The organism is Brevundimonas sp., from assembly GCF_018608325.1.
GTDB lineage: Bacteria > Pseudomonadota > Alphaproteobacteria > Caulobacterales > Caulobacteraceae > Brevundimonas.
This window is the reverse complement of the sequence record NZ_JABAZW010000100.1, coordinates 1-21257: the sequence shown is the minus strand read 5'-3', so window position 1 is coordinate 21257 and position 21257 is coordinate 1. Positions and strand designations below refer to the sequence as shown.

22 protein-coding genes and 1 riboswitch are annotated in these 21257 nt (G+C 66.6%); of the genes, 9 read left to right on the top strand and 13 right to left on the bottom strand.

The window, feature by feature from the left end; translation table 11 throughout:
* Together QZ281_RS09985 and QZ281_RS09980 are read right to left on the bottom strand one after the other, a co-directional pair.
* Positions 1–234 (bottom strand): siderophore-interacting protein (locus QZ281_RS09985; protein WP_292227849.1); only part of this gene is annotated, 234 nt, incomplete at its 3' end.
* A complete protein-coding gene (locus tag QZ281_RS09980) occupies positions 231–833 on the bottom strand; it encodes a PadR family transcriptional regulator (RefSeq protein ID WP_292227847.1) in 603 nt (200 codons plus the stop codon). The genes QZ281_RS09985 and QZ281_RS09980, both read right to left, overlap by 4 nt.
* Positions 834–942: 109 nt before the next feature.
* Between QZ281_RS09980 and QZ281_RS09975 the strand changes: the two genes are divergently transcribed.
* From QZ281_RS09975 to QZ281_RS09965, 3 genes are read left to right on the top strand one after another with little or no spacing between them, the layout of a single operon-like run.
* Positions 943–1692 (top strand): dienelactone hydrolase, encoded by a 750-nt coding sequence (locus QZ281_RS09975; RefSeq protein ID WP_292227844.1) that lies wholly within the window; start codon positions 943–945, stop codon positions 1690–1692.
* Positions 1693–1750: 58 nt separating this feature from the next.
* Positions 1751–2230, top strand: a complete 480-nt coding sequence (locus QZ281_RS09970; RefSeq protein WP_292227841.1) for an Rrf2 family transcriptional regulator — start codon at positions 1751–1753, stop codon at positions 2228–2230.
* On the top strand, positions 2208–3140 hold the full coding sequence (locus QZ281_RS09965; protein ID WP_292227838.1) for an NAD(P)/FAD-dependent oxidoreductase: 933 nt from the start codon (positions 2208–2210) through the stop codon (positions 3138–3140). Before QZ281_RS09970 ends, QZ281_RS09965 begins: the two co-directional genes overlap by 23 nt.
* Here the strand turns inward: QZ281_RS09965 and QZ281_RS09960 are convergent.
* From QZ281_RS09960 to mutS, 6 genes are all read right to left on the bottom strand, one after another.
* The gene (locus tag QZ281_RS09960; RefSeq protein WP_292227837.1) at positions 3137–3601 is read right to left on the bottom strand and encodes an OsmC family protein; all 465 of its coding nucleotides are present in this window, start codon (positions 3599–3601) and stop codon (positions 3137–3139) included. The genes QZ281_RS09965 and QZ281_RS09960 overlap by 4 nt on opposite strands.
* Before the next feature lie 15 nt (positions 3602–3616).
* Positions 3617–4309, bottom strand: coding sequence for a GNAT family N-acetyltransferase (locus tag QZ281_RS09955; RefSeq protein ID WP_292227835.1), 693 nt, complete (start codon positions 4307–4309; stop codon positions 3617–3619).
* A 74-nt stretch (positions 4310–4383) separates the two neighbouring features.
* Positions 4384–5430, bottom strand: coding sequence for a tryptophan--tRNA ligase (gene trpS, locus QZ281_RS09950; protein WP_292227832.1), 1047 nt, complete (start codon positions 5428–5430; stop codon positions 4384–4386).
* Positions 5431–5553: 123 nt separating this feature from the next.
* Complete coding sequence (gene murJ / locus QZ281_RS09945) at positions 5554–7149, bottom strand: murein biosynthesis integral membrane protein MurJ (RefSeq protein ID WP_292227829.1); 1596 nt, start codon at positions 7147–7149, stop codon at positions 5554–5556.
* A 35-nt stretch (positions 7150–7184) separates the two neighbouring features.
* Complete coding sequence (gene glnD, locus QZ281_RS09940; RefSeq protein WP_292227826.1) at positions 7185–9893, bottom strand: [protein-PII] uridylyltransferase; 2709 nt, start codon at positions 9891–9893, stop codon at positions 7185–7187.
* A 43-nt stretch (positions 9894–9936) separates the two neighbouring features.
* The gene (gene mutS, locus QZ281_RS09935) at positions 9937–12618 is read right to left on the bottom strand and encodes a DNA mismatch repair protein MutS (protein ID WP_292227824.1); all 2682 of its coding nucleotides are present in this window, start codon (positions 12616–12618) and stop codon (positions 9937–9939) included.
* 98 nt (positions 12619–12716) lie between these two features.
* Positions 12717–12861, top strand: a riboswitch (cobalamin riboswitch).
* A gap of 168 nt (positions 12862–13029) precedes the next feature.
* Here mutS and QZ281_RS09930 point away from each other — a divergent pair.
* On the top strand, positions 13030–14856 hold the full coding sequence (locus QZ281_RS09930; RefSeq protein ID WP_292227822.1) for a TonB-dependent receptor: 1827 nt from the start codon (positions 13030–13032) through the stop codon (positions 14854–14856).
* Here QZ281_RS09930 and QZ281_RS09925 read toward each other — a convergent pair.
* The 3 genes from QZ281_RS09925 to QZ281_RS09915 all read right to left on the bottom strand — a co-directional run bounded on the left by QZ281_RS09925 (position 14840) and on the right by QZ281_RS09915 (position 17130).
* Positions 14840–15760: an aldo/keto reductase gene (locus QZ281_RS09925; RefSeq protein ID WP_292227819.1), complete on the bottom strand. Its 921-nt coding sequence runs from the start codon at positions 15758–15760 to the stop codon at positions 14840–14842. The genes QZ281_RS09930 and QZ281_RS09925 overlap by 17 nt on opposite strands.
* 81 nt (positions 15761–15841) lie before the next feature.
* Positions 15842–16477 carry a maleylacetoacetate isomerase gene (gene maiA / locus QZ281_RS09920; protein ID WP_292227817.1) on the bottom strand — a complete coding sequence of 212 codons (636 nt, stop codon included), beginning with the start codon at positions 16475–16477 and terminating at the stop codon, positions 15842–15844.
* Complete coding sequence (locus tag QZ281_RS09915) at positions 16477–17130, bottom strand: fumarylacetoacetate hydrolase family protein (RefSeq protein WP_292227814.1); 654 nt, start codon at positions 17128–17130, stop codon at positions 16477–16479. The genes maiA and QZ281_RS09915 overlap by 1 nt, the downstream gene beginning before the upstream one ends.
* Positions 17131–17268: 138 nt before the next feature.
* Between QZ281_RS09915 and QZ281_RS09910 the strand changes: the two genes are divergently transcribed.
* From QZ281_RS09910 to QZ281_RS09900, 3 genes are all read left to right on the top strand, one after another.
* Positions 17269–17613, top strand: a complete 345-nt coding sequence (locus QZ281_RS09910) for a DUF883 domain-containing protein (protein ID WP_292227812.1) — start codon at positions 17269–17271, stop codon at positions 17611–17613.
* Positions 17613–18023 carry a hypothetical protein gene (locus tag QZ281_RS09905; protein ID WP_292227809.1) on the top strand — a complete coding sequence of 137 codons (411 nt, stop codon included), beginning with the start codon at positions 17613–17615 and terminating at the stop codon, positions 18021–18023. Before QZ281_RS09910 ends, QZ281_RS09905 begins: the two co-directional genes overlap by 1 nt.
* A gap of 113 nt (positions 18024–18136) precedes the next feature.
* Positions 18137–18313 carry a DUF1328 domain-containing protein gene (locus QZ281_RS09900; RefSeq protein ID WP_201098739.1) on the top strand — a complete coding sequence of 59 codons (177 nt, stop codon included), beginning with the start codon at positions 18137–18139 and terminating at the stop codon, positions 18311–18313.
* Positions 18314–18399: 86 nt separating this feature from the next.
* Here QZ281_RS09900 and QZ281_RS09895 read toward each other — a convergent pair whose 3' ends face one another.
* Both QZ281_RS09895 and QZ281_RS09890 read right to left on the bottom strand, forming a co-directional pair.
* Entirely contained in the window at positions 18400–19251 is an 852-nt protein-coding gene (locus QZ281_RS09895) for a metallophosphoesterase (RefSeq protein WP_292227805.1), read from the bottom strand.
* A complete protein-coding gene (locus QZ281_RS09890; RefSeq protein WP_292227802.1) occupies positions 19251–20192 on the bottom strand; it encodes a diacylglycerol kinase family protein in 942 nt (313 codons plus the stop codon). The genes QZ281_RS09895 and QZ281_RS09890 overlap by 1 nt, the downstream gene beginning before the upstream one ends.
* A 239-nt stretch (positions 20193–20431) precedes the next feature.
* Between QZ281_RS09890 and QZ281_RS09885 the strand changes: the two genes are divergently transcribed.
* The gene (locus QZ281_RS09885) at positions 20432–20785 is read left to right on the top strand and encodes a glycine zipper domain-containing protein (RefSeq protein ID WP_292227800.1); all 354 of its coding nucleotides are present in this window, start codon (positions 20432–20434) and stop codon (positions 20783–20785) included.
* A 99-nt stretch (positions 20786–20884) separates the two neighbouring features.
* A partial coding sequence (locus QZ281_RS09880) for an OmpA family protein (protein WP_292227797.1) occupies positions 20885–21257 on the top strand: 373 nt, incomplete at its 3' end.

The window sequence follows — 21257 nt, the reverse complement described above, 5'->3', positions numbered from 1 at the left end:
GGGGAAGACCGGGCCGTCCGGTCCGACCGTCGGCAGGACCAGCGGCTGGCCCGGCTTGGGCGGAAACAGCTTCACATGGTCGTCGAAGCCCAGGGAGGTGAAGCCGTCCAGATCGTCGCCGCCCAGCACGATCCGGCGCAGACTGGGCGTCAGGTTTTCGACCGACACGACCTCCAGCGCACGGAACTTCAGCTCGTGGCGGACGCGACGGGGAATGCGCAGGGCGTCCGTCATGCCTTTTCCACCCGATCTGCAGCCTCTTTCAGGATGGCGGCGATGGCTTCGATCTGATCTTCGGTCAGGGCCGGTTCGCCCGCCAAGCGGTTGTGGATGGTGGAGCGCAGCCGCCCGATGGCGTTCTGGATGATTTCCGGGCGCAGGGCGTGGGCGGAGAACTTGTCCATGGTCGCCTGCACCGAGGCGATGGCCTCGGCGTTTTCGGTCAGCAGAACCTGGCCCGCATCCGTGATCGAATACTGTTTCTTGCCGCCTTCGGTGATCGAGACCAGGGCACCCATTTCTTCCAGCAGGGTCAGGCTGGGGTAGATGACGCCGGGGCTGGGCGAATAGGCGCCGCCTAGTTTGGTTTCGACAGCCTTGATCAGCTCATAGCCGTGGCTGGGCTTTTCCGCGATCAGCGACAGCAGCAGCCAGCGCAGGGTGCCGTGGTCGAACAGGCGGCCGCCGCCGCGTCGTCCATGACCGCGTCCTTCGCCGCGGCCAAAGCCGCCGCCACGCATTTCACGCTTCATGAAGTGACCGAAGTGGCCATGGCCGTGGTGTTCGCCGCCCTCGTGGCGGCGGTGGTGAGTGAAGATCCCCTTGGATCGCATCGTCATTTCCTTTTCGATATATCTATTCACGACCGATTAGATATATCGATATGTCTAAATGTTCAAGAGGGGCTGGTTTTCGTTCGCAAGACACGGCGTAAATCCCTGCATGGACGACCTGAACAGCCTCTGGGCCAAACTCGAACCGAGCATCACCGTCGTCGGCCCGGACGACGACAGGCCCCGGCCTGCGGTTCTGATGTTCCATGGCTGCGGGGGCTTGCGCGATCACCTGCCGCGATATGCCGAAGCGGCCAAGGCGGCGGGTTGGAGGGCCTTCATCATCGATTCCTACGGCCCGCGCGGCTGGGGGCGGAACTTCACCCTGACGATGGTCTGCACGGGTCTGGTCCTGCGCGGAAACGAACGGGCGGGGGATGTGCTGGCGGTGATTCAGGGGATTTCGGCCCGGCCTGATGTGGATGAGACGCAACTGGTTCTGGGCGGCTGGAGCCACGGCGGCTGGTCGATCATGGAGATGATGAGCGCGGATCGCGCGCCCAATACGCTGGGCGTCTCCAACCCCGGCGACGTGGACCTGTCGGGGGTCAAGGCGGTCTGGCTGATGTATCCCTATATCGGGCCGTTCGCCTTCAACAAGATGAAGCCGTGGCGGCATTGCCCCAAGGTTCTGGCCGTCACCTGCAAGAGCGATCACCTGACCACCGTGCGCAACGCTGAAATGGTCAACGCCATGATCCGCAACTGCGGTTCTGAGGTGGAAAGCTGGGTCGCCGTCGGCACCCACGCCTTTGACGAGCCGACCAACAACGGCCCTATGCGCCATGATCCGCAACTGACGCTGGAGGCGCTGCGCCGTTTCAGCGCCTTCCTGACGGACGTGGCGCCGCACGCCTGAAAAAGAATCTCCGCGTCATGCCTTGACGTGCGGCCCATCACGTAACAATTGAAGTTACATGAAACGCGACAGCCGCCTCTCCAACATTCTTCACGCCCTGCTGCACATGGCCGAGCATGAGGCGCGGCATGGGTCGCCCATGACCTCAGACATGCTGGCCACCTGTCTGTCGACCAATCCGGTCGTGGTGCGCCGGACCATGGCGGGCCTGCGCGAACAGGGGCTGGTGGCGTCCGAGAAGGGCCACGGCGGCGGCTGGCGGCTGGCCAGACCGCTGGATCAGGTGACGCTGGGCCAGGTCAATCTGGCGCTGGGCGAGCCGGGCCTATTTCCTGAAACCCCGCCGGTCGAGGCTGACGGCTGTCTGGTCGAAGCGGCGGTCAATGACGCCCTGGCTGAAACCTATGCCGCCGCGCGCGCCCTGCTGGTGGCGCGGCTGAACGACATCACACTGGCTGATCTGGCGGCGGATTTTTCGCACCGGATGGCCGCCCATCCTGAAAGAGATCGTCTCCATGCCCACCACGGGAAAACCTGAACCCATGCCCCATGACGCCGTGATCATCGGGGGCTCCTACGCCGGTCTGTCGGCGGCCATGCAGTTGGTGCGCGCGCGCCGCCGGGTGCTGGTCATCGACGACGGCAGGCCCAGAAACCGTTTTGCCGCCCGTGCCCATGGCTTCCTGACCCAGGACGGCAAGCCGGGCGCCGAGATCTCTGCCGCCGCCCGCGCACAGGTGACAGCCTATCCGACAGCCTCTTTTCGTACGGCAGAGGCGGTGGAGGTTGAACGGATCGACGGCGGTTTCTCGGTCGCCTTTGCGGATGGCACGCGCACCAGCGGACGACGCCTGCTGTTGTCGCACGGGGTCGAGGACGTGCTGGTCGATATTCCGGGGGTCAAGGAACGCTGGGGGCGCACGGCCCTGCACTGTCCGTGGTGCCACGGCTATGAGGTCGGCGGCGGACCCATCGGAGTGCTGGGGCGGGGTGAGCACGCGGTTCAGTACGCCATCACGGTTGCCGAGTGGGGACAGGTGACCCTGTTCATGGACCTGTCCAACCCATTGTCGCCCGAAGGCGCCCATCGACTGGATCGACGTGGCGTGACCATCGAGCCGACGCCCATCGTGTCACTGGAAGGCGAGGCGCCGACCTTGACGGGTGCGCGTCTGGCGGATGGGCGGTTCATTCCGCTGAAGGCGATCTTCGTCGGGGCCAATGTCCGGGTGGCCAGTCCGTTTGCGGAACGTCTGGGCTGCGAGATGGCCGATACGCCCATGGGCCGCATCATCAAGGTGGACGGTCTGCAGCAGACCTCTCAGCCGGGTGTTTTCGCCGCTGGAGATCTGGCGCGAGCGGCGTCGAACATCACCTTGGCGACCTCGGACGGGATGACGGCGGCCCACGCCATCTTCCGGTCCCTGATCGAGGAAGAGACGGCCTAGCCGAGCCGGGCCTCAATACTGATCTTGGCCCGCACCGAATGGGCCATTTCGCAGTGGTCGTGGGCCTGATGATGCAGGGCGTCGATCTCCTGCTGGTCCGGCTCACGGCCGCTGAAACTGGTGTAGGGGCGAAGGAAGACCTCGGCCAGATAGCGGCGGCCGTTCTCGTCCTTGCCCATCTTGCCGGACGCCTCGTCGGCATAGGTGTCGATCACCAGACCGGCGTTGGCGGCAAAGGCCAGGAACCACAGCATGTGGCAACTGGACAGGGAGGCGATCATCGCCTCCTCCGGGTCGACAGCGGCGGCGTCCGACATCGGCAGGGGCACGCTGGACGGCGACGACGATCCCGGCACCACAGCGCCGCCATCGAACGTCCAGGTGTGGGCGCGGCTGTAGCGTTTATCCAGGAAGGGCTGGTCGCCGCGTTCCCAGATGATCCTGGCCTCATACCCGCTCATGTCGTGCTCCTGTCGTCAGTCCGCCAGAACCGTATAGGTCATCCGCGCCCGAACCTCGAAGCCCAACGAGCGATAGAAGGCGATGGTCGCCTCATGATCGGCGAAGGCGTGCAGGAAGGCTGTCTCGCCTGTGGCCAGAATCTCGGCGACGACAGCGCGCGACAGGGCCGCGGCCAGACCCTTGCCCCGGTGATCGGGGTGGGTGCAGATGCCGCTCAGTTCGGTGAAGCCGTCGACCCGCAGACGCCGCCCGGCCATGGCGATCAGTTCGCCGTCCTGCTTCACACCAATGAAGGGGCCGAGCTTGCGTGTGGACGACCGGAACGGTCCGGGCTTGGTCAGTGTGGCCAGCGCCAGCATGGCCGGGGCGTCGGCCTCAGTCAGGGTTTCATAGGTCACGGACCGGCTGCTGGCGGTCAGGGCCTGAGCCGTCATCTGCACCAGTGGAATGCGGCTGGAGACCGCAACACCCGTCGGCAAGACATCCGCGATGGCGGCGCCTTCGACCTCGATCAGGCCTGCGCCCGGATAGGCGCGCGCCAGTTGGCCCAAGGCCGCGACGCTGTCGGGGGTGTCGTCGGCACACGCCAGGAAGACGCCGACCTCGGGGTCAATGCGCACGGCGTGGGCATTGGAATCCGGCGTCGCGAAGGACGACAGCCGGGTGTTCAGGGCGTTCCAGATGGCGCGGTCGAGGGGATGGCTCATGACCGATACTCTATCCGGTGACGGCCCCGGGCGGAACAGACCGCCCGGACGCCGCGTCCGATAATCGCCAGAGCCTAGCCCCAGAAGCCGACGATCTTCTTGACCTCGGCGATCACCGGATCGGCGACCTCGGTTGCACGCTGAGCGCCGTCGGCCAGGACCCGGTCGATCTCGGTCGGGTCGTTCAACAGGCGACGCATTTCCGCCGTGACCGGGGCCATGGACGCCACCGCCAGATCAGCCAGCGCAGGCTTGAAGGCGCCGAAACCCTGGCCGCCGAACTCGGCGATCACCTGCTCGCGGGTCAGGCCTGCCAGAGCGGCATAGATGGCGACCAGATTCTTGGCCTCTGGGCGGTCGTTCAGTTCGTCCAGCGTCTCGGGCAGGGGGGCCGGGTCGGTCTTGGCCTTCCTGATCTTGGAGGCGATGGTGTCGGCGTCGTCGGTCAGGTTGATGCGGCTGTTGTCGGATGGGTCCGACTTGGACATTTTCGCTGCCCCGTCACGCAGGGACATGACGCGCGTCGCAGGCCCCTGAATGACCGGTTCAGGCACGGGGAAGAAGCCGGGCACGCCGAAGTCGTTGTTGAACTTTTGGGCGATGTCGCGGGTCAGCTCCAGATGCTGTTTCTGGTCTTCGCCGACCGGCACTTCGGTCGCCTTGTACAGCAGGATGTCCGCCGCCTGCAGCACCGGATAGGTGTAGAGGCCGACCGAGGCGCGTTCCTTGTGCTTGCCCGACTTCTCCTTGAATTGGGTCATCCGGTCCAGCCAGCCGAGGCGGGCGACGCAGTTGAAGACCCAGGCCAGATCGGCATGGGCGCGCACCGACGACTGCGGGAAGATGATCGATTTCGCCGGATCAAGGCCGGACGCCAGATAGGCGGCGGCGATCTCACGCGTCTGGGCGGCCAGTTTGGCCGGGTCCTGCCAGACGGTGATGGCGTGCATGTCGGCGACGAAGACGAAGACGGGCGCGCCCTGGTCCTGAAGCTCGACGAAACGCTTCAGCGCGCCGAGGTAATTGCCCAGGTGCAGGGCGCCGGAGGCCTGGATGCCGGACAGGATGCGGCGCGGGCCGGTGTAGGCCGGGGCTGCGGGGGCCGGGGTCTGGTCAGTCATGGATTGAATCTCGGAAAATCAGTGTCAGGCGTGGCGAAGGGAGCGGCTGTTCAGCCGCGCCATCGCAGATCGAAAATGAAGCCCGAGTTCGTCATGGCCTCGCGCTTATCGGTTCAGGACCGATCAGTCCAGACCGGAGACATTGGCGGCGCCCGGTTCGCGGCGAAGGGTCGCCTTCAGCTCCGACAGCGTGACGGCGCGGAACAGGAACAGACAGGCGCCGTACAGGACCGCACCCACGCCACAGACGATCAGCACGGCGATCTCCTTGGCCAGGAAGATGTGGCTGAGCAGACCATAGTTGATGCTGGCGGCGAACAGGATGGCGGCCATGACAGCGCTTGCGGCGACGACGCGGCCGATGCGCGACAGGAAGGCGGGCGACGGACGCCAGCTGTTCTCGCGCACCAGAACCCCGCCCAGCAGGGCGACATTGACCCAAGCCGAGGTGCTGGTGGCGATGGCCAGACCCAGCACGCCGTCCCAGCCCTGTGCGCGCAGCCAGAAGAACAGGCCGGATCCCAGAATGACGGTGATGACGACGCTGGTGATGGCGAAGATCATCGGGCGACGGGTGTCCTGACGCGCAAAGAAGGGCGGGGTCAGGACCTTGGCCAGAACGAAGGCGGGCACGCCCCAGGCGAACTGGCGCAGCACATCGGCGGTGCGGCTGGCGTCGGCCGAGGTAAAGGCGCCGCGCGTCACGGTGGCGTCGATGATGAAGAAGGGAATGACGAACAGGGCCACGGCGGCGGGCAGGGTGAAGGCCATGGCCAGATTGATCCCGTCGTCCAGCGTGCGCTGGCCGCCTTCATGATCGCCGGCGACGAAGGCCTTGGTCAGGCGCGGAACCAGCGCCAGACCGATGGCCACCCCGACCAAACCCAGCGGCAGTTGATACAGCCGGTCGGCGTTATAGAGGACCGAGCGCGCGCCCTCGTCCGAGCCGGTCAGAAATTGCGACACCAGGGAGTTGATCTGCAGCGCGCCGCCCGCCAGTGCGCCGGGCACGGCCAGGGCCAGGGTGTGGCGGACATTGGGGGTCAGACGGGGCAGGCCGATCTTCAGCCGCACGCCGAGACGCTGCACACCCCACCACAGCAGGACCGCCTGAATGAGACCCGAGATGGTGACCGCCGTGGCGACCATCAGCAGCACAGTCTCCTGAGGGATGGGCAGGACCATGGGCGGCACCAGCGCCGCCAGGGTGCACAGGTTCAGGAACACCGGCACAGCGGCGGACAGGGCGAAACGCCCGCCCGTATTCAGCACCCCCGACAGCAGCGAGGCCACCGTCATGCAGGCCAGATAGGGCATGGCCAGCTGGGTCGCGATCACGGCGGCGCGCAGCACCTCGGGCTGGTCGCGATAGGCGGACAGCAGCCACGGCATGATCCACGGCATGACGACCTGCAACAGGATGCAGAAGCCCGCCACCATGGCCAGCATGAAGCTGAGGGCCTCGGACGCCGTGACCGCCGCCGCCGCGTCGCCGTCGCGCGTCTTGACCCCGCCATAGACCGGCACGAAGGCCTGGGCGAAGGCGCCCTCGGCGAACAGGCGCCGGAACATGTTGGGCAGCATCAACGCCGTGGTGAAGGCGTCCATCATCGGGCCCTGACCAAAACGGGCCGAGAGCGCCAGATCACGAACGAAACCGAGGAGACGACTGCCAAGGGTCAGCGATGACTGAACCAGAGTATTGCGGGCGAGGCTCATGCGGTCATTCGGTGAAGGCGAGGGAAGTTCGACGCTTAGCGCGACTGAGCGCCCGGCGATACGGGCTTTGCGCGGGGGCTGCGGCGGCCCAGTTCGGAGACGTCGCGGGCGCTGGCGCGGGCCGAGGCGACCTTGCGTCCGGCGGGGGCGGGGGCGCGGCGGTCCAGCACGGCCTCCAGCGCGGTTTTCAGTTCATCGATCCGCTGTTCCGAGGTGATCTTTCGCCCCTTGCGGTCGACCACATAGAAGCTGTCCACCGCCCGCTCGCCATAGCTGGCGACGTGGGCTGAGCGGATGTTCAGCCCCTCGTCGTTGAAGACGCGCGACAGGGCCGCCAGCAGACCCGGTCGGTCGGCGCCGGACACCTCGACCACCGTGGCCGTCTCGCTGGCGTGGTGGTCGATCATGACGACGGGGCGCACCTCGAAGGCGGCCTTGCGGGCGTTGCCGACGGGTTCGGGGGCCTTGCCGATCCGTCCCTCGCCGCGCGCAGCCCGCTCCAGCGCCTCGACCAGCATCTTCAGACGTCGGGGTTCCGCTTGGCCGTAGGGCAGACCCGCGCCGTCCTGAACCCGGAAGACGTCCAGCACCACGCCCTGGTCGCTGGTGGCCACACGCGCGTCGGTGATGTCGCCGCCCAGGGCCGCCATGGTCTGGGCCAGATCGGCGAACAGGCCGGGCCGGTCGGCGGCGGCGATGGAGATTTCGGTGGTCTGGACCGGCAGGCCCTCGACCGCCAGGGTCGGCACGGCTTCGGCGGCGGCGCCGGTCAAACGGGCGCGCTCCACCAGATCGGCATAGTCGGCCAGAGGGTCGGCGCTGGCCACGTCCTCGCCCCGGAACAGGGCGTTGACCCGGTCATAGAGGGTGCGCATCAACTGCCCCTTCCAGCCGTTCCACACCCCCGGCCCGACGGCGCGGATGTCGGCGACGGTCAGGACCAGCAGCATCCGCAGCCGCTCGGGATCGCCGACCAACTCGGCGAAGGCGCGGATGGTCGCCGGATCGCTAAGATCGCGCTTTTGGGCATAGTCCGACAGGGCCAGGTGACTGCGGACCAGCCAGACGATCAACTCGATGCGGCGGGGATCGACGCCCAGCCGTTCGCAGGCGCGCCGCGCGGCGATGGCGCCGTCCTCCAACTGCCCCCGCTCGCCCCCCTTGCCGACGTCGTGCAACAGCATGGCCAGCATAAGGGCTTCCATGTCCGAGATCAGGTGCACGATCTCGGACGCCATCGGGTGGTCGGCGGCCAGCTTGCCGCGCGCGATGTCGTTGATGATGCCGATGGCCTGCAGCGTGTGCTCGTCCACCGTATAGGCGTGGTACATGTTGAACTGGGTCTGGCCGACGATCCGCCCCCATTCGGGCAGGAAACGGCCCAGCAGACCTGTCTCGTTCATGATGGTCAGGCTGCGATAGGGCCTCTGCCCGTGGGCCAGCACGTCCAGAAAGGCGCGTGTCGCCGCCGGATCACGCCGCAGCTTGGGCGTCACCAGCGACAGGGATCGGGTCACCGCCGAAAAGGCGTCCGGGTGCAGGTCCAGATCATGGCGGTCGGCGCAGGAGAACAACGTCAGCAGCTTGACCGGATCGGCGGCGAAGACCTCCTGGCTTTCGATCGACAGCCGCCCCTGATCGACCCAGAAGCCCTCGACTTCCAGCTTGCGGCGGGCAGGGCGGAAGGGCGTCATCAGGCGCGACAGGCCCTGCGCCGTCTTCTGGTGGCGGGCCTCCAGCTTGGCCGACATGGCGCGGGTCAGGGCGCCGACATCGCGCGCGATCAGGAAATAGCGGCGCATGAACCGTTCGACCGCCGGTTCGTCGCCGCGCCCGCTCCAGCCCATGCGGCGGGCCACTTCGGGCTGCATGTCGAAGGTCAGTTTTTCTTCGGCTCGACCCGCGATCAGATGCAGGTGGATGCGCACCTGCCACAGGAAGTCGAACGCATCGTCGGAGATGCGACGCTCACGCGCAGTCAATAGTTGATCCATGACGGCGGCGCCCAGTCGGCTCTCGGGCGCCAGCGAGCGCGCGATCCAGAACAGGGTGTTCAGATCGCGAAGCCCCCCCTTGCCGTCCTTGACGTTGGGTTCGACCCGATAACGGACGGCCCCGGTCTTGGCGTGGCGGACCGCGCGCTCCTCCAGCTTGGCGGCGATGAAGGGGCGGGGATCGGACTTGGCCACCATGTCCTGAAACCGGTTGATCATCAGCCGGGCCAGCGCCTCGTCGCCCGCCAGCCAGCGGGCTTCAAGAAGCGTGGTCCGCACCGTCATGTCGGTGCGCGACAGGGTCAGGCATTCCTCGACCGATCGCACGGCTTGGCCGACCTTAACCCCCAGATCCCACAGGACATAGAGGACGAACTCGACCACTTTCTCGCTGCGCGGCGTGGCCTTGGCGGGGCGCAGGAACAGAAGGTCCAGGTCGGAATAGGGCGCCAGAACACGCCGCCCATAGCCGCCGACGGCGACCAGCGATAGGCGCTCGCTTTCTACCGCAGACACAGGCCACAACACCTTGGTCGCCACCGTCCACAGCGCGCCCAGCATCTCATCGGCGGCGGCGGCGTACAGACGCGCCACGTCACGGCCCTTGGCGCCAGAGGACAGTCTGCGTTCGGCGCGGGCGCGGGCGGCGGCGTAGGCAGCCTTCAGGACGGCGGCGACGGCGGCGCGTGGATCGTCGCCGCGTGCGGCCGTCTCCAGAAGATCGTCCAGTGTCGGCGTCGCTGCGGTCATGCGTCAAACATAGGCAGTCGCCGCCCGCACGTCTCGTGCGCTGTTACGCAAGGCCCTTGAGGCGATACAGGGCCTCCAGCGCTTCACGCGGGGTCAGGCTGTCGGGGTCGATGTTCTGCAGCGCTGTCTCCACGACCGAGGGGCCGCGGATCGGCTCCGGCTCGGCGACGGCGAACAGGGGCAGGTCGTCCAGACGGGCGGTGGCGGCCTTTTCGCCCTCCAGCCGCTCCAGCACCGAACGGGCGCGGGCGACCACGGATGTCGGCACGCCCGCCAGCTTGGCCACCTGCACCCCATAGGATCGGTCTGCGGCGCCGGGCGCGGCCTCGTGCAAGAAGACCAGATCACCGTTCCACTCCTTGGCGACCATCGACAGGTTGCAGACGTGGTCCAGCCGCGTCTCCAACTGAGCCAGCTCGTGATAGTGGGTGGCGAACAGGGTGCGGGCGCGATTGGTTTCGTGCAGGGCCTCGGCGGTGGCCCAGGCGATGGCCAGACCGTCATAGGTGGCGGTGCCGCGCCCGATCTCGTCCAGCACCACGAAGCTCTTCGGCGTGGCCTGGGTCAGGATGGCGGCAGTCTCGACCATCTCCATCATGAAGGTGGAGCGGCCGCGCGCCAGATCATCGCCTGCGCCCACCCGACTGAACAGCCGGTCCACCACGCCCAGACGCATCGAACGCGCCGGCACGAAGGCCCCGGCCTGGGCCAGGATCACCAGAAGCGCGTTCTGGCGCAGGAAGGTCGACTTACCGGCCATGTTCGGGCCGGTGACAATGGCCAGACGCGCGCAGTCGGCGCCCGATCCGTCCAGACGGGCGTTGTTGGGGGTGTAGGGATCGCCTTGCGCCTTCACCGCCGCCTCGACCACGGGGTGGCGACCGGCCTCGACCGAGAAGATCAGGGTGTCGTCCACGACGGGGCGGGTCGCGCCCACTTCCTGCGCCCATTCGGCCAGGGCGGCGTGGGCGTCCAGTTCGGCCAGAGCTTCGGCCACGGCCTGAAGCGGCTGGGCCAGACGGGCGATCTCGCGCCGCCAGTTTTCGAAGACCTCGCCCTCGATGGCCAGGGCGCGGTGACCGGCCTGACTGATCTTGGCGTCCAGTTCCGACAGTTCGACGGTGGTGAAGCGGACCTGATTGGCCAGGGTCTGGCGATGGATGAAGGGGCTGTCGGGACCGGCGCGCAGCAGGCCCTCCGCCGTCTTGGCCGAGGTCTCAAGGAAATAGCCTAGTACGGCGTTGTGCTTGACCTTGAACGGCACGCCGGATTCGGCGACGGCGCGGGCCTCCAGATCGGCGACCACGCGACGGCTGTCGTCACGCAGGGTGCGGGCGGCGTCCAGTTCTGGGCGATAGTCGGGGCGGACGAAGCCGCCGTCGCGGGCCAGATGCGACGGCTCGTCGATCAGGCCGTCGACCAGATCGGCCTTCAGCCGGGACAGATCAGCCGACAGGGTCAGCCGGTCCAGCGCCAGCGCAATGCGACGCGGCTGGCCGGCCAGGGGATCGACCTGTCCGACAAACAGGCCGGCGATGCCCTCTGCAATCGACAGCCCGACGCGCACAGCGGCCAGATCGCGCGGACCACCGCGCCCCAGCGCCAGACGCCCGACGGCGCGGGCCACGTCCGATGAGGCCTTAAGACCGTCGCGCAGATCACGACGCAGATCGCGCCGCTCCAGCATCCATTCGACGGCGTCGAGCTGTTCATTGATGGCGAGGGGATCGCGCAGGGGTCGGGCGATCCGTTCCGCCAGCGCCCGCGCCCCGCCCGAGGTGACGGTGCGGTCGATGGAGGCCAGAAGCGAACCTTCGCGTTCGCCACGCTGGGTGCGGTCAATCTCAAGACTGGCGCGCGTCGCCGGGTCGATGGCCAGAAACCCGCTGTCGCCCAATCGGCGCGGCGGGGCCAGGGCCGGAACCTTGCCCGCCTGGGTCGTCTCCAGATAGGCGGCGATCAGGCCCAGCGCTGAAACCTCGGCCTCTTCGAAGGCGCCGAAACCGTCCAGAGCCGCCACGCCATACAGGCGTTCGACCCGCGTCCGCGCCGCCTGCGGCTCTGCGATGGCGCTGGCCAGGGCCTGGACCACGCCGCCTGATCCGTTCAGGGCGTCTCTGGTCGTCTCGTCGGAATACATCCGGTCGGTGACCAGAACCTCGGACGGGCGGAAGGCGGCCAGGGCCGCGCCCAGATCCTCGATGGAGCAGGCGACGCTGTCTACCGCGCCGGACGACAGTTCGACCACGGCGACCGCCGCGCGTCCCTTGCGCACCGCGACCGCCGCCAGACGGTTGGCGCCGCGTGCGTCCAGCAGGCTGTCCTCGGTCAGGGTGCCGGGCGTGACGACACGGACCACGCCACGATGCACCACGGCCTTGCCCCCGCGCTTCTTGGCCTCGGCGGGGTCTTCCAACTGTTCACAGATGGCGACCTTGTGGCCCATGCGGATCAGGCGGGCCAGATAGCCGTCCAGCGCATGGACCGGCACGCCAGCCATCGGAATGTCTTCGCCCTGATGCTTGCCGCGCTTGGTCAGGGTGATGCCCAGAGCCGCCGCCGCGACCTCGGCGTCCTTGAAGAACAGTTCGTAGAAGTCGCCCATGCGGAAGAACAGGATGGCGTCCGCCTGCCCAGCCTTGGCCGTCAGATACTGGGCCATGAAGGGCGTCGCGCCCTCAAGAGCGGCGGCGATTTCGGGGGGATGGGTCACAGGCGCGTTCATGTGGCCCTAGGGTGACGGATCAGAACCGACGCCTCAAGCCCGTTCCGCCAGCCTTGCACAGGCTTGTCCCCCCTGCGATAGCCTCAGGCAGGCGGTTTAGGGAACGTGGTCAGACACCACGGCTGTTCCCGCAACTGTAGGCGGCGAGAGCGTCGTCCGTCCGGGGTCCGCGACCCCGGCGTCACTGGCCTATTGGCTGGGAAGGCGAGGGCGATGTTTGTTGAACCGCAAGCCAGGAGACCTGGCCGCCCGTCGTCGCTCGCTCCTGTCCGGGAATAGGCAGAGGCGCGGTTTCTTTCCGTTGCAGCGACCCGATCTTGCGCCGTCCAGACCCCAGCGGGTCTGGCGGATCGGTTCGTTTACATCGGTCTCTCGCGCGCACTCGCGGGACCGCAATGGGGATTTCGCTCAATGAAGCGTTCCATTCTTCTCGCCTCGGCCGCGCTCTCGGTCGTCGCCATCGCCGCGCCCGCCATGGCCGAGGACGTTGTCCAGGTCAGCGACGTCGTCGTCACCGCCACCCGTCTGCCCGCCATCGTCGCCGACACGCCGGGCGCGCGCGTCATCGACAGCCAGACGATTGAAAAGCACGGCGCCGTCTTCGCTGCTGACATCCTGACGGCTGTTCCGGGCCTGTCCATCGCCCGCACCGGCGCCTTTGGTGGTCTGACGCAGGTCCGCATGCGCGGCGCCGCGCCCGGCAAGACCCTGGTTCTGGTCGATGGCGCGCCCGTCAACGATCCGGCTGAGATCAACGGCGCCTTTGACTTTGGATCCTTCGAACTGGCCGACATCGACCGCATCGAAGTGCTCAGCGGCCCGCAGTCGTCGCTGTGGGGTTCGGACGCCATCGGCGGCGTGATCTCCTTCACCACCCAGGAAGTCCAGGGTGTGCGCGCCGAGGCCGAGGCTGGCAGCTTCTCAACCGTGCGCGGTCGCCTGTCGGCAGGCGTGGCCAACGACAAATATGCCTTCGGCGCCTATGTCTCGCGTTTCGAAACGGACGGCATTTCGGCTGCTGACGAAAAAGACGGCAACACCGAGCGTGACGGCCTGCGCAACACCACGGTCGGCGCCAAGGGCCGTTACGCCTTCAACGACACGACCAAGATCGACGGTTCGGTTCGCTGGGTGAAGAGCCATGTTGATCTCGACGGCTTCCCCGCCCCCAACTACATGCTGGCCGATACCGACGACACGGCCGACAGCGAGCAGTGGTCCGGTTTCACCCGCGTCACGACCCAGGCGTTCAGTCTCAAGCACCAGTTCAGCGTCTCAGCCTCGGACATTGACCGCACGTCCTACAGCGGCGGCGTCGGCTCGACGTTCAGCGGCGACCGTCAGGTCTATCGCTGGCAGGCGGACGGCAAGAGCCAGAACACCGCCTACGCCTTCGGCGCCGAGCGTGAAGAGTCCAAGGGCAACCTGTCCACGGGTCTGTCGCGTGGTCTGGGCACGACCTCGGTCTTCGGCGTGGCGCAATATGACGCCGGCGCCCTGAACGTGACGACCGGCCTGCGTTACGACGACACCGATGACTTCGGCTCCAAGACGACGGGCCGGGTTTCGGCCGCCTATCACCTGAGCGGCGGTTTCACCGTCTCGGGCGCCTATGGCACCGGCTTCAAGGCGCCGACGGTGGTGCAGGCGCTTTGCGACTGGTGCTATGCGCCCAAGCCTTGGCCGGAACTGAAGCCTGAAACCGCCGACAGCGTTGAGCTGGCGCTGGGCTGGGCCTCGGCTGACGGTCGTTTCGATGGCCGCGCGACCGTCTATCGCCTGAACGTCGAGAATCAGATTTCCTACGTCGCAGGTCGCTACATCAACATCGCCAAGACCCGTTCGGACGGTGTTGAGCTGGAGGGCAGCGCGCGTCTGGGCGCAGGCTTCGACCTGACCCTGGCCTATGCCTGGACCGACGCCACGGACCGCACCACGCGAGCCCGCCTGCTGCGCGTGCCGGAGCATACCGGTTCGGCGACGCTGGGCTGGAGCGGCGAGCGTCTGTCCGGCGCTCTGACCGTTCGTGCAGAAGACGAGCAGTACGACTCGGGCGGTTTCTCGACGGTGATCCGCAAGGGCTTCGTCACCGGCGATCTGAACGCAGCCTATGTGCTGACGGACAACATCACCCTGACGGCGCGGATCGAGAACCTGACCGACAAACACTATCAGCAGGTGTTCGGTTACGGCGAGCCCGGTCGTTCGGGCTATGTCGGGATCAGGCTGCGCTACTGATCCTAGCGCGGGCGTCGGCGGTGAAACCCGCCGGCGCCTCCAGCGCCAGCGTCGACCAGTCCAGGTCGGGGCAGGGTGCGTGGGCTGCGGCCAGGATGGCGCGCAGTTCGGCGGCGGAGGCCACGCTGGCGACGATCTTGTCGACGGTTTTCAGCGACAGGGCGTAACCCAGCGCCGCCTGCATCGGGTCGCAGCGTTGTTCGGCCAGACGTCGGCGCGTGCGGGACAGAGCCAGGGCGTGTTCGGCTAGTTCCGGCGGCAGTTCATCCCCGCCTGCGAACAGCAAGCCGCCCGCAAAGACAGACGACAGATGCACGGCTGCGCCCGTGTCCTTGATGGCGTCCAACACGTTTTCATGCACGGCGCGCTGATCCAGCAGATTGCAGGGCAGTTGCACCACATCCGCATTCAGCCGCCGCGCCAACATGGCGGGCTGATCCTCAAGCGCGGCGCAGAATCCGATGCTGCGGTAAAGGCCCCGGTCCTTCAGCTTTTGCAGCCGGTCCCACAGGGCGCGGCCCTCGGCGCCGGCCAGATCGGCGGCGTTGGAGACCAGCAGAACTTCTCCCCGCGGCAGGCCCATCCGTTCCAGCGACCGACGGGCGCGGGCTTCGATCCGATCTAGACCTTCGCTCAGGCCCACAGTCCGTACCGTCACCTGGAAGGGCGAGGGGAAGGGCCAGGCCTGTCCCAGCAGACGTTCGTTGTCGCCCTCAGGCCGTGTGGCGATCAGTTTGACGCCCGCATCCGCCCCGGTCTGCAGCAGAAAACGCATCGCCTCCTCCCGCGCGCCGGAAGGGGCGGTCATGAAGGCGGACGACGCACGCGCAGGCTCGGTCACCACGGCGAGAGCCAGGCGATGGGTGGGCGAAGACGCCGAAGGTGTGGCGGGAGAATACGTCACCCTCGGACAATGACGCGGAATACTTAAGGGACGCTGAGCGAGACGTTACGCGATCCTTACTTATCCACCACTGATATGCGGTCAGGCGTCGGCGTCTGGTTGGCGGTCAGGATGGGCGGAAACAAAGGCGGGGTGGGCGTTTGCCCGCTCCTCGATCGCCAGAAGAACCGGCCAGGGCGACAGATCGATGTTGAACCGGCGCGCCGAATACAGCTGCGGGATCAGGTAACAGTCGACCAGGGTCGGGGCGTCGCCGAAGCACCAGCCGCGCCCATGCTGCTTCACCAGCGTCTCCAGGGCGTCGAAGCCCGGCGCGATCCAGCGGGCGGCCCAGGCGTCGATGGCGTCCTGATCAGCGTTGAAGTCATGCCGTAAGGATTTCAGGACGCGCAGATTGTTCAACGGATGGATGTCGCAGCCGATCAGGGCGGCCATGGCGCGGACGCTGGCGCGGTCATTGGCTGTTTTCGGCAGCAGGGCCGGTTCGGGATGCGTCTCCTCCAGCCATTCCAGAATGGCCGGGCTCTGGGTGATGACCAGATCGCCGTCCTGAAGCGCGGGGACCATGCCCTGGGGATTCAATGCCAGATAATCGGCCTGTTTCTGCTCGCCCTTGCGCAGGTCATGGGCCGACAGTTCATAGCCCAGCTCTTTCAGGGCCAGACCGATGCGGACGCGGTAGCTGGCGCCGGACCGCCAATAGCCATGCAGGATCATCAGACGATCTCGAAGCTGAGGGTTTCAAGGCCGATGACCGTGACGACCACCTTGTCGCCCTTGACCACCGGGCCGACGCCCGACGGGGTGCCGGTGAAGATCAAGTCGCCGGGCTCTAGCGACCATAGACTAGCCGCCGCCTCGACGATGCGGTCTGGGTTCAGGATCATGTCGTCCAGCGTGCCGGACTGTTTCGTCTCGCCGTTCACCGTCAGGGCGATGGCGCCCGCCGGATCGGGCAGGGCGCCCAGGGTGATGGGGCCGCAGGGCGCTGACTGGTCGAAACCCTTGGCGGCGTCCCACGGACGACCCGCCTTCTTGGCCTCGGCCTGCAGGTCGCGGCGCGTCAGGTCGCAGCCGACGGCCCAGCCCACAATCTGACCGCCTTCGCCGATGGCGGCGACGAGTTCCGCCTCATAATGCAGGTTGGCCGTTGCGGATGGATAGGCCGGGTTGGCCCCATCCGACACCACCGCGTCACCCGGCTTGGTGAAGAAGAAGGGCGTCTGCTTCTCCGGGTCCGATCCCATCTCGCGCGCATGGGCGGCGTAGTTCTGGCCCACGCACAGGATGCGGCGCACCGGAAAGCGCCGGTCGTCGCCGACGATGGGCAGGGAAGGGGTCGGGCGGGGTGGAAACAGCCAGCGGGTCATGCGTTCATTTGTAGTGCGACGAATGGCGCCTGACGAGAGCCAGCTGTCGTGTTGGGGTGCGGGAACCTTGACCACGGTGTGGCGTTGGCAGTCGGGCTTCCCTATTCTATTGTAAAGCTTGAAATCGGAGCGCGCATCATGGCCACCACCAAGGCACGAGAAGACATCAAGAACGACCTGAAGACCCTCAAGGAGGATCTGAAGACCGGCGCGCGCGAGGAAACCCAGCGCCTGCGCGAGAAGGCGACCGAGGCGGAAGCCCGTCTGCGCGCCAAGAGCGACGAAGTGCGCGAACAGGCTCGCGGCTATTACGAGCAGGCCCGCGTTCAGGGTCGTGAATATTATGACGACGCTGCTGAGCGTCTGGATGAAGCCCAGCGTTACGTCGTCGAACGCGTGCAGGAGCGTCCGCTGCAATCGACCGCCATCGCCCTGGGCGTCGGCGTCGTGATCGGCCTGCTGCTCGCCGGCCGTCGTCGCTGATGTTCAAGGGCATCGTAAAGCGCCTTGTGGCGGTCAGCGTGGTCGCCGCAAGCCTGTTTCTGGCCGTGGTCTTCCTCGGGCTGGCGATCTTCTACGGGTTGAGCCTGGTGCTGACCCCGCTGGGCGCCGCCGCCGTCACCTTCGGTCTGTTCGCGCTTGTGGCCCTGATCACGTCCCTCGTCTTCCTGAAGGGGGATGGGCATGACGATGATGACGAGGAGGATGAGCCGGAAGGTCTGGTTGGCAAACTGCTGCATCTGGTCCGTGAACGGCCGATCGTCGGCGCAGTCGGCGGACTGGGCGCGGCCTTCCTGCTGCTGCGTAATCCGGCGCTGGCTGCGATCGTCGCCAGCATGGTGGCGGACCGCAAGATCGACAACAGCAACTATGGAAGACGTCGCCGCCGGTAAGGGTGTTTCTACGCTGTTCTTCGGAACGGCGATGGCTCGCAAACGTTGATGGAATGACTGATGACCGGCCCTGGGGCCGCCGTCGGCAACCTTAACACAGGAGAGCTAACGCCATGCTTCGTTGGGCAATTATCTTCCTGGTCGTGGCCTTGGTCGCAGCCGTTCTCGGCTTCGGCGGCATCGCGAACTTCTCGTTCGAGATCGCCAAATTCATCGCTGTGATCGCCATCATCCTGTTCGTCATCGCCCTGGTGGCCGGCGGACTTCGTGGACGCGGCACTAAAATATAGCGCATCGCTGACAAGGCGAAAAACGAAGGGGCCGGAACGCAAGTTCCGGCCCTTTTCCTTGGTCGATCATGCCGCCGAAAGACGGTTCAGACGACCGCCTTCTCCAACTCGCCGGGAATGTTGGGATCGGGCGCGGTGGCCGCCTTTCGGGTGTCCTGACGGCGCGGCAGGCGCCAGACCTGATGCGAATGATAGGCCGTTCCGTCCCAGGCCAGTGCGGTCACGGTGATGGTCGTTGCGTCCCAATCGACCTGATTGAAGCCGGGCGGCGAACCACGCTCGCGATGCGACAGGGTTCCGCAGCCGACGGCATAGGAGCAGTGGTCCGCCAGGGGGATGGGCATGGCGAAGGGCACATGGACATGACCGGTCATGATCAGATCCACCCCCGCCTCGGCGAAGATCAGGGCGGCTTCGTCGCCGCGCTTGACGTCGCCGGTCATCGGCGTGCCGACCATTTCGATCAGTGGATGGTGGCAGGCCAGGATGCGCAGGGCGCCGATCGGCGCCTGGCGCAGCGCTTCCGCCGCCCGCCGCGTCTGGTCCAGATCGATGACGCCCTTTGACCAGTTGGGCCGGGCCTGAAATCCACGCGCCGTCACCACGCCGCGCACCATCACTTCGCTAGAGGCGAACTGACCGTCATGGGCGGGAAAACCGGTCGCTGTCTCGAAGGCCCGCCAGGGATGGAAGACCCGCGCGATGGCGTCCCAATAGGGCACGTCATGATTGCCGACGATGACAAAGCGCGGCTCCGGCATGGCGCGCATCCAGTCGCGGGCCGCCGCAAACTCTGCTGGATAGCCCTTCTGCGTGATGTCGCCGGTGATCAGCACCAGATCATTGGGGGTGGCGTGGGCGTAGTCCAGCGCGGCGGCGCAGGCGCGCTTGTGTTCACATCCGAAATGAATGTCGGAAAACTGAAGGATGCGCCCCACTAGATGCTGCCCTCGGTCGCCGGGGGCAGGGGGGCCAGCGCCTTGAAGGCTTTTGGAATGAAGCGGATCACGGCGTCTGATTTCAACAGGATCGGCTCGCCGTCAATAACGGCGGGGATCTTGGAACGCGCGCGCACCTCGATCAGCTTGGCGGGTCTGGTTGAGACGGCGGGGTCATGGCGCCAGTCGCTGAACAGGGCGGTGGCGGCCAGACGGAAGGCCTGGGACGTATCCGATGGATCCATTGCGGCGGCTTCCAGGCCGATGGGGGCCTCCATAGCCTTGGAGATCATCGGGCTGATCAGGACCAGGGCCTCGGTGCGGCGTTTCTCGCCGCCGTCCAGCTTGAACCGCAGACGGCCTGAGAAGGCGCGCTTCAACGCCCGTCGCGCATATTGCACAGCCAGTTTGACCTTGCCGGTGCGGATGGCCTCCCGCGCCGGCGCCCACAGCGCCGGGGAGCCGAGAATGGCGGCGCAATAGAAATACTCGCCCTGGACCTCGCCGCCCGACACCGGTTGGGACGCGCCTTCCTCCAGCGCCAGTTTCAGCGCGGCCTTCCAGTCGGCTGTGCCGTACAGGGCCTTGGGCAGCATGTTCATGGTGCCGCCGGGCAGGGGAGCGATCATCGGCCCGTCGGGCTTGGCCTTGGTGGCCACCGATCGGGCGGTGCCGTCGCCCGCCAGCACCAGAATGGCGTCGGGCTTGGCGGCGAAGGCGTCGGCGATGGACTGTTCGAAATTGCTCCCGTCCAGCGTCAGCACCGTGGCGTCCAGATCATAGTCGGCCAGGATCGCTTCCGCCTCATCCGCGGCCCGTGGTCCCACGCTGCCGGACAGGGGATTGACCAGCATCACCACGCGCTTCAGCGCAACGTGCGGGGTCAGGACGGGACGATCATCAGCGCTTGCGGCCGTGTCGGGGGTCAGGGTGTCGCTCATGCGGGGTCGAACGTCTCTCCGAGATTGCCGTTCCGTCTAAGCTTGGCTTTTAAGACTCATTGTCGCGGTTAAGGTTTTAAAGGCTCGGGCATCGGCCTGATTTTCCGCGCAACCTCATGTCCTCCCGCGCATTTCATTACGGATAGTACAGGCTTTTGAATTCGCCTCGTCAGGGAACCGGAGCCATAATCCAGCGTTCCCCCTTTCGGGGCGGACAAATGGGACAAGAGGATTCCACTATGAACAAGGCCATCATCGCGATTGCCGGCGCCGGTCTGTTGGCTTCGGCCTGCGCCAGCGACCCTTACGGCTATAACAACAGCGGCCCGAACCAGGCTGTCCGTCAGGGTGCTGTCGGCGCGGGTCTCGGCGCTGTCGCCGGCGCCATCATCGGCAACAACGTCGGCAGCGGCAACGCAGCCACGGGCGCCCTGCTCGGTGCAGCTGTCGGCGGCGCAGCAGGCGCCATCCGCGGCTCCAACCAGGACCGCAACAACCAGCAGCGTTACCGCGATAACCAAGGTCGCTACTACTACTGCTACGACAACCGTCAGGACGAGTGCTACTGGGACAACGGTCAGCGCCGCTATTGATCGGCCTGTCGATTTCGGCGCTCGCGTCGGAGTGACATTCCAGGGGCGGCTCGTCGACGGCGGGCCGCCCTTTTTCATGCTGGGAGTAAGGGAGTGGGGATGAATACGGGTTTCAAGATGGCGGCGCTGGCGGGGATTGCGGTGCTGGCGGCCTGTGCGCCGACGCCGAAGAGGACGGCGCTGGTGGTCGGGGAATCGACCTGCGCGCCGGTCAGTTTTGATGTCTATTTCCTGGAGAGCCAGGCGCGGCTGACGGATGCGGCGACGACGGCGCTGGATGCGGCGGCCGCTCAGGTGCGCAACTGTAATGTGCGCAGCGTGAAGATCGTGGGGCTGGCCGACAATGTCGGGGCTGCGGAGGCCAATCTGACCCTGTCGCAGCGGCGGGCGCGGGCGGCGGCCATGGCGCTGGTTTCGCGCGGTCTGCCTGCACCTGCGTTTGACGTGACGGCCGCAGGAGATGCGGGGGCGG